This is a genomic window from Falsirhodobacter sp. 1013 (genome assembly GCF_051195255.1).
Taxonomy (GTDB): Bacteria; Pseudomonadota; Alphaproteobacteria; order Rhodobacterales; family Rhodobacteraceae; genus Falsirhodobacter.
Window position 1 is genome coordinate 70,705 of record NZ_JBNJLK010000003.1, and the last position, 11,244, is coordinate 81,948.

The 11,244-nt window shown below is 65.9% G+C and carries 11 protein-coding genes; 7 read left to right on the plus strand and 4 right to left on the minus strand.

Going from position 1 to position 11,244, the window contains the following annotated elements; genetic code table 11:
- Positions 1-11 precede the first annotated feature (11 nt).
- Positions 12-512 carry a MarR family winged helix-turn-helix transcriptional regulator gene (locus tag ACSHZY_RS06610; protein WP_435167142.1) on the plus strand — a complete coding sequence of 167 codons (501 nt, stop codon included), beginning with the start codon at positions 12-14 and terminating at the stop codon, positions 510-512.
- On the opposite strand, the gene ACSHZY_RS06615 is transcribed toward ACSHZY_RS06610, so the two are convergent.
- The 3 genes from ACSHZY_RS06615 to ACSHZY_RS06625 all read right to left on the minus strand — a co-directional run bounded on the left by ACSHZY_RS06615 (position 506) and on the right by ACSHZY_RS06625 (position 4,954).
- Positions 506-2,470 carry a capsular polysaccharide biosynthesis protein gene (locus ACSHZY_RS06615; RefSeq protein WP_435167144.1) on the minus strand — a complete coding sequence of 655 codons (1,965 nt, stop codon included), beginning with the start codon at positions 2,468-2,470 and terminating at the stop codon, positions 506-508. The genes ACSHZY_RS06610 and ACSHZY_RS06615 overlap by 7 nt on opposite strands.
- On the minus strand, positions 2,470-3,570 hold the full coding sequence (locus ACSHZY_RS06620; RefSeq protein ID WP_435167147.1) for a polysaccharide biosynthesis/export family protein: 1,101 nt from the start codon (positions 3,568-3,570) through the stop codon (positions 2,470-2,472). The genes ACSHZY_RS06615 and ACSHZY_RS06620 overlap by 1 nt, the downstream gene beginning before the upstream one ends.
- A gap of 106 nt (positions 3,571-3,676) precedes the next feature.
- Positions 3,677-4,954 (minus strand): capsule biosynthesis protein, encoded by a 1,278-nt coding sequence (locus tag ACSHZY_RS06625; protein WP_435167150.1) that lies wholly within the window; start codon positions 4,952-4,954, stop codon positions 3,677-3,679.
- A 123-nt stretch (positions 4,955-5,077) separates the two neighbouring features.
- On the opposite strand from ACSHZY_RS06625, the gene ACSHZY_RS06630 reads away from it, so the two are divergent.
- The 6 genes from ACSHZY_RS06630 to ACSHZY_RS06655 all read left to right on the plus strand — a co-directional run bounded on the left by ACSHZY_RS06630 (position 5,078) and on the right by ACSHZY_RS06655 (position 9,680).
- Complete coding sequence (locus tag ACSHZY_RS06630; protein ID WP_435167153.1) at positions 5,078-5,674, plus strand: riboflavin synthase; 597 nt, start codon at positions 5,078-5,080, stop codon at positions 5,672-5,674.
- A 23-nt stretch (positions 5,675-5,697) separates the two neighbouring features.
- Positions 5,698-6,216, plus strand: a complete 519-nt coding sequence (locus tag ACSHZY_RS06635; protein WP_435167155.1) for a hypothetical protein — start codon at positions 5,698-5,700, stop codon at positions 6,214-6,216.
- Between the two features lie 49 nt (positions 6,217-6,265).
- Positions 6,266-7,366: a 3,4-dihydroxy-2-butanone-4-phosphate synthase gene (gene ribB, locus ACSHZY_RS06640; protein WP_435167158.1), complete on the plus strand. Its 1,101-nt coding sequence runs from the start codon at positions 6,266-6,268 to the stop codon at positions 7,364-7,366.
- 1 nt (position 7,367) lies between these two features.
- Positions 7,368-7,907, plus strand: a complete 540-nt coding sequence (locus ACSHZY_RS06645; RefSeq protein WP_435167161.1) for a 6,7-dimethyl-8-ribityllumazine synthase — start codon at positions 7,368-7,370, stop codon at positions 7,905-7,907.
- Entirely contained in the window at positions 7,904-8,365 is a 462-nt protein-coding gene (gene nusB / locus ACSHZY_RS06650) for a transcription antitermination factor NusB (RefSeq protein WP_435167164.1), read from the plus strand. Before ACSHZY_RS06645 ends, nusB begins: the two co-directional genes overlap by 4 nt.
- 379 nt (positions 8,366-8,744) lie before the next feature.
- Positions 8,745-9,680 carry a DUF481 domain-containing protein gene (locus ACSHZY_RS06655; RefSeq protein ID WP_435167166.1) on the plus strand — a complete coding sequence of 312 codons (936 nt, stop codon included), beginning with the start codon at positions 8,745-8,747 and terminating at the stop codon, positions 9,678-9,680.
- Between the two features lie 432 nt (positions 9,681-10,112).
- Here the strand turns inward: ACSHZY_RS06655 and ACSHZY_RS06660 are convergent, their stop codons facing one another.
- On the minus strand, positions 10,113-11,144 hold the full coding sequence (locus tag ACSHZY_RS06660) for a cysteine synthase A (protein ID WP_435167169.1): 1,032 nt from the start codon (positions 11,142-11,144) through the stop codon (positions 10,113-10,115).
- Between the last annotated feature and the right edge of the window lie 100 nt (positions 11,145-11,244).

Here is an 11,244-nt window from a genome sequence, read left to right on the forward strand (position 1 = left end):
GAGGAAAACGAATGAACCTGCACGCCCTAGAGGTGATCGACGGCACCGGTACGGCCACGCTGTCGAGCTATCTTGAAACTCTCGGCCTGGTTGAGCGGATGCACCGCCTTCTGCTCGACATCGTGAAAGACGAGTTCGAGCGTATTGGCCTTCTGGACATCAACCCCATTCAGGCGCTTCTTCTGTTCAACGTGGGCGCGAACGAAGTGACGGCAGGCGAATTGCGCAGCCGTGGGTTCTACCAGGGCTCGAACGTCAGCTACAACCTGCGCAAGCTGGTCGATCTGGGCTACATGCACCATGAACGTTCCTCGGTCGACCGCCGCTCCGTCCGGGTGCGGCTCACGGAACGGGGTCTGGAAATCCGCCAGATGCTTCTGAAGCTGTTCGACGAACACTCCAAGATCATCAGCGGACGTGAACTGCTGCCCGTCGCCGCGATGGAGGACGCCAACAACGCCCTTCGCAAGGTCGAACGGTTCTGGACCGAACAGATCCGCTACATCTACTGACGCCAAAGGTGGGCGCGGCTGGCGAGCGCGCCCTGTGCCTTGGCCAGCAGGCGGTTGGCCAGACCGGGATGCGGCAGGGTGCCCTGCTCCAACCGGTCCACCACAACCTCGGCCGGGCAGGGGCGGCGTGACACCGGGTCGTAATAGCGCGGATAGGCGACCAGCGCGGCATGCGCCACCTGCCAAAGCGGGCGGGGCACGCGGCGGGGCGGCGTGGGATGCAGATCTTCCGTCAATCCCCAGCCCGCATAGAACGGCACGCCCAGACAGGTGACGGGCCGCTCGCGCAACAACGCCTCGAACCCCAGAAGCGAGGTCATGGTCCACACCTCGTGGCAGGCCATGACCAGCGCCATGGCGTCGGCCTGCGTGGCCACGACATCCGCGTCTCCGGCCTCGATCGCGCCGGGGCGCAGGCCCGCCTCCACGTCGGGATGGGGTTTGTAGACGATCACGGCACCGGGGCGCGCGGCCCGTGCGGCGCGCAGCAGATCGGCGTTGCGGCGCACCGTGCCGCCGCCCAGACGCAGCGACGCGTCATCCTCCACCTGACCGGGGACGAGGACGCGGTGACCGGCGGGCAGGTCCGGCAGGGCGCCGCCCAGATTGTACTTGGACAGGCCGCTTTCGGTCAGCCGCGCCACCAGCCGCCCCACCCGCGCCTCGGCGCCGGGCGGGGGTGGGGCCAGGATCAACCGTTCCAGCCGGCTTTCACGCGCCGGATCGTAATAGATGCCCAGATCGTCCGCCACGAGGGACAGCGGCGGGACCAGTTCCGCCCCAAGCCCGCGAGAGCGCAGGAACCCATCCTCCACCCGGCGGATCAACGGGGCCTGAAGGTCGGGCGGTTCCTTGCCGGCCCAGACCAGCAGCCCGGCCCCGGTGGCCGTCGCCTCGGCCGCCGCCTGTGCGGGATCGGCGCGAAAGCGCAGGGGCGCGTGGCGGCCGAACACCGCCTGCAACCGTCCACGCTTCCACAGGCGCATGCCGGTCGCGACATGGCCGTGACGGTCCTCGCGCCAGACGCGGGTTTCGGCTTCCAGCTGGTCCACCGCCTCCTCGAACGCACACAGGCGGTCGCGGCAGGGATCGTACCAAAGGGGCGTCTGGATCATGGCAGCCGCGAACAGCTGTTCCGCCGAAGGGCGGCCGGTGCGGCGGGGCAAGGCGATCTCGTCCTCGCTCAGCCCCCAGCCGGCATAGAAGGGGGCGCCGAAGACGCGGGGGCGGTGGCCTGCCAGGATCGCCTCGAACCCCAGCTGCGAGGACACGGTATAGACCCGCGCCGCCCGCGCCAGCAGCCGCCAGGGGGAGCCGCCGGCGATCATGTCCGGCCCCGTCAGATGGCCGGCGCGCAGGCCCGCGACGGTCTCGGGATGCGTCTTGATGACGATGCGGGCGCCGGGATTTTCGGCGCGGGCCGCCGCCAGCATCCGATCGAACACGCCTGCACTCGCACCCGAATGACGCAGGGAGGCGTCCCCCTTCACCTGATCCACCACCAGCACGAAGCCGGGACCGGGCAGCGGGGCGTCCGGATCGAAATCGTTGTACTTGCTCAGCTCCAGCGCGCGCAGGCGGGCGATTCCGTCCCGCGCCCGCAGCAGAAGCGCGGGATCGGCCGGGGCGTTCAGCGCGGCCTCCAGTGCGGTGGGCTGGCTGGCGTCGAAATGAACGCCCTGATCCAGGAAGATGCCCAGCGGGCCTTCCCGATCCGCCCGGCCCGGGCGGACAGAGCGGAGGAACGCATCCTCCATCCGGTACAGCGGAACGCTGCGGCGGCTGGCCACCGTTTCGCCTCGGGCTGCGTAGGGGCTGCGGCCCCAGACCACGACGCCGTCGCCGGGCGCCGGAAGGCCGAAGCGCAATTCATGCCCGGCAAGGGTCAGGATACGACGCAAACGGGCCTGCCGAAGCAGGCCCGCGTTGTAGAAGAACAGCTGGCGGGGTGCCGCCATTACTGCGCGGCGTTCGACACCGAGGTGACGGCGTTCGACGTGCCGAGGATCGCCTGGACGGTCTTGGTCCATTGGGCGAACGGCGCTTCGGTGATGTAGATGGTGTCGCCGTCCTGCACCTGGAAGTCCCGCGCCTCGAACATGCCCGAGGGTTCGGTCAGGTTCAGCACATAGGCCACGCGCTGCGTTCCGACGAGGTCGGGACGACCCGTCAGCGCCTGCACCGTGCGCGCCGATTCGTTGCGGAAGACGAAAACGCCCTTGGGATCGGCGAGGTTCGTTTGAAGACCGCCCACTTGTGCGATGGCTTCCAGCGCCGACAGGTTCGCCCGTTCGAACGGAACGACCTGCTGGCCGGTGGCGCCCAGCGCGGTGAACTGGCGACGGTCGCGTTCCACCGTGATCCGGTCGCCGTTGCGCAACGCGATGTCCAGCGCGGGGTTGTCGTACAGGTCCTGAAGGCGGACCGCTTCCGTCCGGCCGCCGCGCGTCACTCGCACAATGGTGGCCGTCGGCTCGCTCGCCACGCCGCCGGCGGCGGACAGGACGCGCAGAAGGGTGCGCGACGGCTGGGCCAGCGGATAGATGCCCGCCGCGCCGGCCGTGCCCGTCACGGACACCGTGGCGCCGTCACCGGCGACGCGCTGCACCAGCACCTGCGGATCGGGCGTCTGGTTCTGCAGGGCGCCCGTCACCAGCTGGCGAAGGGAGTCCGGGGTCTGGCCCGCCGCACGGATGCGACCGGCGTAGGGCACGAAGATGAACCCGTCGCCATCGACCTGCATCTCGTTCAGCGAGGACACGCGCTGGCCCCCGTTGCCCAGAAGCGGGTCGTCGCGGACGTTTTCATACACGGTCAGGGTCAGCGTGTCCCCGGCCGAGATCGTGTCGGCGCCCACGATGCCCGCATTCGCGAACGAGGAGCTGAACCCGAGGTTGTCGGGGCTGGTGATCACGCGGTTCACCTGCGGCGTCACGTCGAAGATGAACGCGTCACCCCCACGCGACACGGAGCCCGCGTAGATTTCACGTTTCGTAGGGCCGGACCGTGGCAGCCCGCAGGCGGCCACAGTTGTAACCAGCGTGATCAGGACGGCCATCCGGACCACACGATTTGTTTTTGACTTCACTTGCGGCTCCATTCCGGTTTTTTCGGTGATACTACAGATCACATCCCTTTTAGCGACCGGTATTTTTCTCAAATCCTCAGTGCACCGCACGGAGGGGTTGTTTAGGCGCCGATTTGCCACACTGCAACGCATCATACGGGTCTTCTTCCTGAAGCATCATGTCAACGACCTGACGCAGCAGGGCGTGGCGTCCCTGTGCGGAATAGAAGCCCCCCGGCACCTGCGATGTTTCCAGCAGGTAATGGCGATAATCCCGGTAGGCGCGTCCGTCGGGGCGGGTCGGTTCGGCAAAGAACCGGGACAAGGGCTGGTCCGCGATGAACTCGGGCTTGCCGTAGACGGCGCGACCAAGCGCCGCAAGAGGCAAGCCGCGCCACAGGACTTGCTGGCCGGCGGTGGAATTGACGGTGACGGCACTGCGGGCGTCGTTCATCAGGCGCGCCAGCTTTCCGCCCTGCACGAAATGCACCCGACTCTCGATCCCGTGCAGGCGGGCAAGGCGGTCCACCTCCCGGGTCACGGGGGTGCGGCCGTCTTCCAGCGGGTGGGCCTTGAACACCAGGTGATGGTGCGGGGGCGCGCCGATTGCGAAGGCCGACGTCACCAGTTCCAGAAATTCCGTAAGGGAGCCGAAGGGCGAGTGCATCCGGAAGCTCGAATCATGCTCCAGTTGCATGAGAACGAGGTGATAGGGGAACCCGCCCCGCATGATCCGCCGCGTCGCCAGCCGCCGCTTGACGTGGTGGATGGGCATCAGCGCCAGCCGGCGCAGGTACAGGCGGAATTCCTGATGCACGTTCAGATCGCGGTGGGGGCGAAAGTTTTCGAACCCGCGGCCGGTGGCGACGAAGAAGTGGTAAACGGCGCCCCAGAACACGTGCTGGCGCATGTCACCCCAGCGGGCCGGGGCTTCGGGCAGGTCCATGTCCACCTTTTCCAGCGCTTCGCGCATCTGGGCGACGGTGGTGTCCATCAGCCGCGAATGCCCATTGGAGCCGCCGCGTTCATAGGTCACCCAATGGGGACGCAGATAGCCTTCCTCGAACACGTGGACGGTGATGCCGCGGGCCTTCGCGATTTCCACCGCGCGGGCGTGGATCGGGCGGGTGTCGCCGTAAAGGACGATGTCCGTCACCTTGCGCGCCTCGATCAGCGCGGTGAAGGCCGCGGGCCATTCCTCGGGCCGGCCGTTGAACGGGATCAGGCTGTCCGCCGGCCAGAAGGCCCGGTCGCCCGCGTTGAAGGCCACGCGGCACACCTGCGCGCCCGACGCCGCGATGCCCTTGCCCAAGGTGCGGAACCAGGGACCATGCGGGCCTTGCAGGAAAAGGAAGACGCGGGTGCTGTGGGCCATGGGACTTTCGATAAGGCGGGATCAACCATGGATTGATAATCTTCGGCGTGGTCTTGGCAAGGCCGGGGTCTTGCGTCCTCTTCCTAGCAGCGATACGCCAAGAACGAAAGCGAGGTGACCGCCATGTTTACCGGAATCGTGACCGACATCGGAACCGTGATCCAGACCGAGCGGCGGGGCGACCTGCGCGCCCGCATCCGCACCGCCTATGACACCAAGGGCATCGACATCGGCGCGTCCATCGCCTGCGAAGGCGTGTGCCTGACCGTGGTGCAGCTGGGCCCCGACTGGTTCGACGTCGACATCTCGGCCGAGACGCTGGACAAGACCAACATTGGCGGCCCCAACTCCTGGCAGGAAGGCAAGCGTCTGAACCTGGAACGCGCCCTGCGCGTCGGGGACGAGCTGGGCGGCCACATCGTGTCGGGCCATGTGGACGGCGTGGCCGAAGTGGTCCGCACCGCGCGCGAGGGCGACAGCCTGCGCGTCACCTTCCGCGCGCCCGAGGCGCTGGCGAAGTTCATTGCGCCCAAGGGATCGGTCGCGCTGAACGGCACCTCGCTGACCGTGAACGAGGTGGACGGGGCCGAATTTGGCGTGAACCTGATCCCCCACACCCAGCAGGTCACAACCTGGAACGAGGTGGTGCCCGGCCAGCGCATCAACCTGGAGGTCGACACGATGGCCCGCTACGTTGCGCGGCTGCGCGAATGGGGCTGATCGGCCACAATGGGGGCCCCACAATGGTGGGGCACGCCTTCCGCACCTTGGCCTGGACCAAGGCGCGCAAGGCGTTGATGCCGACCCTTCCGGTGGAAGTGGTGCGCCTGCGCGTGAAACGGGCGGGGGAGCTGGGGCTCGACTACCGCACCTATGCCGGGATCCGGGCCACGACCGGGCATGACGTGATCGCGCTGCTTTTTTCCACCAACGCGCTGCGGATGCTGCGTGAGGGGCAGGGGGACCCCGAACGCATTGCGCGGCTGGCGCAGGCGCAGGCGGGCCGTGCGCTGGCCGTGGCGCCGCCCCTGAAGGTGGAGGGCGCGTTGCGGGACCTGTCCGGCCGGGGAATGCGCGTCGACCGCGCCACGCCCGCGCCCGGCCTTATGCCCTGGCCGGAACTGCGCCTGCGGGTGGACGCGCTGCGGCAGGGATGGCCGGCGGACCGGGTTCTTCTGATCGCCGAAACCATGACCGAACGGGAATGGGTAACGGCGGGCCGGCTGGCCGGCCACCTCCCCGCAGATCGGTATTTCGCCTAGCATCCGGACCTTCCGCGCGATATGTCCGAGGGTATCTGCGGAGAGTGCCATGACCGAAAAAACCGAATTCAGCGACGCGATCTCGTCCATCGAAGAGATCATCGAGGACGCCCGCAATGGCCGGATGTTCATCCTTGTCGATCACGAGGATCGCGAGAACGAAGGTGATCTGGTCATTCCCGCGCAGATGGCCACGCCGGAAGCGGTCAACTTCATGGCCACCCACGGTCGCGGCCTGATCTGCCTTGCGCTTCCGTCGGACCGGATCGACGCCCTGGGCCTCGTGCAGATGAGCGCGCGGAACGGCAGCCGCCACGAAACCGCCTTCACCCTGTCGATCGAGGCGAAGGAAGGGGTGACCACCGGCATTTCCGCCCATGACCGCGCCCGGACCGTGTCCGTCGCCATCGACCCCACCAAGGGCGCGGACGACATCCATTCCCCCGGCCACGTCTTCCCGCTGCGCGCACGCGACGGCGGCGTGCTGGTGCGGGCGGGCCATACCGAGGCGGCGGTCGATGTCGCCCGCCTGGCCGGCCTCAACCCCTCGGGTGTGATCTGCGAGATCATGAACGAGGATGGCACCATGGCGCGCCTTCCCGATCTGGTGGCCTTCGCCCAGCGGCACGGGCTGAAGATCGGCACGATCTCGGACCTCATCGGGTATCGCCGCCGCCACGACAACCTCGTGAAGGAGCGGGAAGCGCGGCATGTGCATTCCGTGCATGGCGGCGACTGGATGATGCGGCTTTACGCCGACGAACCCACGGGCACCGAACACATCGTGCTGACCAAGGGCGACATCACCACGCCCGAGCCGGTCCTGACGCGCATCCACCTGCTGAATCCGCTGGAGGACATCATCGGGCTGAGCGCGGGCCGCGAGGACGAGGTGCCGGTGGCCATGCGGGCCGTCGCCGCCGAAGGGCGGGGCGTGATCGTGCTGCTGCGCGACACGTCGCCCAAGCTGGCCGCCGCGGGCGAAGCCTCGCCGCAGACGTTGCGGAATTATGGGGTGGGCGCGCAGATTCTGGCCGCATTGGGCTTGCACGCGCTGGAGCTTTTGACCAATTCGGCAGCTCCGAAAGTGGTGGGTCTGGAAGCCTATGGCCTGACCATCGCCGGAACCCGCCCGATCAGGAAGGACTGACATGGCCGCCGCCGAACAGCATTACACCTTGCCGCTGCCGGAGTTCGACGCTCCGGTGAAACTCGCCATCGTCGTGTCGCCTTATTACAAGGACATCGCGGACCAGCTGGTGGAGGGGGCGCGCGCCGTGGCCGAGAGCGTCGGCGCCACGGTCGAATTGATCGAGATGCCGGGCGCGCTGGAAATCCCTTCCGCCATCGCGATCTGCGAACGGCAGGCGAGCTTTGACGGTTACGTGGCCCTTGGCTGCGTGATCCGGGGTGAGACGACGCATTACGAGACGGTGTGCAACGATTCCAGCCGCGCGCTGGCCCTGCTGGGCCTGCAGGGCGCCTGCATCGGCAATGGCATCCTGACCGTGGAAAACCGCGACCAGGCGGTGGTGCGCGCCGAGGCCGCCGGTCAGAACAAGGGCGGGGGCGCCGCCGCCGCCGCGCTGCACCTGGTCGCGCTGCACCGCCGCCTTGCCGCGCCGAAGCGCAACATCGGTTTCCGCCCCGATGAGGTGCATCTGGCCAAGGGCGAAGGAACGCTCGCATGACGCCGGCCGAAAAACGCCAGATGAAATCCGCCTCGCGGCTTTATGCCGTGCAGGCCCTGTTCCAGATGGAAGCCCGCGGCCAGACCGTGGAAGCCGTCACGCGCGAGTTCGAGACGCACCGTTTCGGCGCCGTCTATGACAGCGACGAGATGGTGGAGGGCGAGCCCGACCATTTCCGCCATGTCGTGTCGGAGGCGGTGAACCGCCAGGCCCGCATCGACCAGATGACGGATCGGGGGCTGGTGGCGAAATGGCCCATCGACCGCATCGATCCCGTTCTGCGCGCCCTGTTCCGGGCGGCCGGGGCCGAACTGGTCGCGACCGACACGCCGCCGAAGGTGGTCATCACGGAATACGTGGACGTGGCCAAAGCCTTCTTCCCGGACGGACGAGAGCCCAAATTCGTCAATGCCGTGCTGGATCACATGGCCCGGGAAGCCCAACCCGACCGGTTCTGACCCGAACGCCCGCCAAAAGCGGGCGTTTTTTGTGGCAGAACCGCAACAACCGGACTTAGGAAGGACAAAGTTCGAGGCTCTTCTTAACCTTGCTGTCATGGTTATCGGACTATGATCAAGGATAATCTGGCTGCAAAACGTCACCTCCGTGCCACGCGTTTTGCCTGACGCAGCGTCATAATTCCTATCTGGGCGCAATTTTGGGGGTTTTTTGCCATGTTGGGGAAGGCCATTCTGGTTCCCTCGTTCTGCAAATAATTTTTGGAAAATCGCGCGGGTGGTACCTCGCTTTCAAACAACTATTCTTGTTCTCGGCAGGGTTAACAGCCGCCCCGGGCAAACGGTCTGGGACCTTCGGTTTGAAAAGGACAGGAAGTAAATGAAAACGAATTTGAAAATTGCCGGCGTCTCGGCGCTCGCCCTGATGATCGGCGCTGCCGCTCCGGTGTTCGCGCAAACGGCTGCTGACAGCATCGTCAACCCGAACGCGATCGACGACCAGATCGACCAGCAGCGCTTCGATGTGCAGCAGCAGTTTGATCGTTCGAACGACCCGCTGCGTTATGGTACCACGGGTGCACGCGAAGGTCTGACGGGCAGCGCCTCGCTGGGCTACTCGGGCAACACCGGCAACGATGAAGGCCAAAGCCTGAACATCGGCGCCCGTCTGACGCACAACGCAGGTCCTTGGACGCAGAACCTGTCGTTCCTGATGCAGTTCGAGGAAGACGACAACGAATCCTCGAAGGAAAAAGTGTTCGGCGTCTATGACGGCATCTACAACTTCAACGACCGTGTCTACGGCTTCGTGATGGGTCGCGTTGTCACCGACGGTCTGGCGGATGACGTCGAAGACCAGGAAGCCGAAGACTTCTTCGACGTGACGGACGCGGACGATCTGACGCCCGCACAGCGTGACGAGATCATCGAGAACACCGTCGAACAGGACGCGTTCATCGGCATCGGTCCGGGCTACCGCATCTTCAACCGTGAAGATCTGGCATGGCGCGTCCAGGTTGGCGTGGGCCAGTCTTACCTGAAATACGGTGACGGCGAGAGCGTTTCGGAAGTGGGCTATGTCCTGTCCTCGCGCTTCTTCTGGTCGATCAATCCGAACGTGTTCGTTACCATGGACACCGACGCGCTGAACTCGGACGAAGCGCTGCGCGTGAACAACGATCTGGGTGTGAACTTCAAGATCTCGGACGCGTTCTCGACGCGCGTCAGCTACCTGTCGGACTACAACGAAGCGCGTGGCGGCTCGCAAGAGCGTACCGACAACACGCTGGGTCTGTCGCTGGTGTACGGGTTCTAAGAGCCCCAATCCTTTTGCGACAAACCGAAGGGGTGGCGAAAGCCACCCCTTTTTCCTGTCGAAACGACAGCGCGCGTTCAGGATTTGGGAACCCGCAGCTACCAAAGCGGCCCTTTTTCTGCCGTGCCGAGAGCGCGCCGATCAGGATGCCGGAAGGATGACGAGTCCGCAGCGGCCAAAGCCGCCCCTTCTTCATGTCGCAACGGCGACATGACGATCAGGATGTGGGGAAGGTGACGGGCCCGCAGCGACCGTGGAGAGCGGGATTTTCCCGAGAGCCTGACGAATCAGGTGGGAACCAGGTACCATGACCAGGATCATGGCAGAGCCAGCTCCCTCGGAAGTGCTTATCGGCCACTGGAAAAAAGCCTCGCACGAGAAGAGCAGAACCCGTCACGCCCGATGTAGGGTGCAACGGGCCGTCGTGCAAGTTCAGTCGACGTAGACTTCGGGAATGTTCTTGGGGGCGCGGTCCAGCCATTCGGGCACGGGAAGGCCCTTGTCCTTCAGGAAGGCCGGGTTGAACAGCTTGGACTGGTAGCGATTGCCGAAATCGCACAGCACCGTCACGATCGTGTGGCCCGGTCCCATTTCCTTGGCCATCCGGATGGCGCCTGCGACGTTGATGCCGGACGAACCGCCCAGGCACAGGCCCTCGTCCTCCAGCATGTCAAACACCAAGGGCAGGGCTTCGGCATCCGAGATCCGCCAGCTGTAGTCGGGTGTGAACCCTTCTAGGTTGGCCGTGATCCGCCCCTGGCCAATCCCTTCGGTGATGGAGCTTCCGGGCGACGCGAATTCGCCCGTGGTGTAGAACGCGTGCAGGGCCGCACCTTCGGGATCGGCGAGGCCGATCTTCACGCCTTTCGGCTGCAGGGCCATCCCGACGCCGGCCAGCGTGCCGCCGGAACCGACCGCGCAGACAAAGCCGTCCACCTTGCCGTTCGTCTGTTCCCAGATCTCGGGGCCCGTGCCTTCGATATGGGCCTGACGGTTGGCGAGGTTGTCGAACTGGTTGGCCCAGATCGCGCCGTTCGGCTCGGTCCGGGCGAGTTCTTCCGCCAGACGCTGGGAATAGCGGACATAGTTGTTGGGGTTCTTGTAGGGCGCCGCCGGCACCTGGACCAGTTCGGCCCCGGCCAGACGCAGCATGTCCTTCTTTTCCTGGCTTTGCGTTTCCGGGATCACGATCACGGTGCGGAAACCCATGGACGCCCCCACCAGCGCAAGGCCGATGCCCGTATTGCCGGCGGTGCCTTCGACGATCGTCCCGCCGGGTTTCAGCACGCCCCGCGCCACGGCGTCCCGGATGATGTACAGGGCCGCACGGTCCTTGACCGACTGCCCGGGGTTGAGAAACTCGCATTTTCCCAAAATCTCGCACCCCGTCTCCTCGGACGCGCGGCGCAGGCGGATGAGGGGGGTGTTGCCGATGGCCTCGGCCAGATCGATGCGGATCGTCATGCGAAACTCCTTCTCTGCCATAAGGTGTAGGGTGGCGATCGGATGCTTGCAAGACGCGCCCGCCCGCGCGAGAACGGGACGAGCAATGAAGGAGAGACGC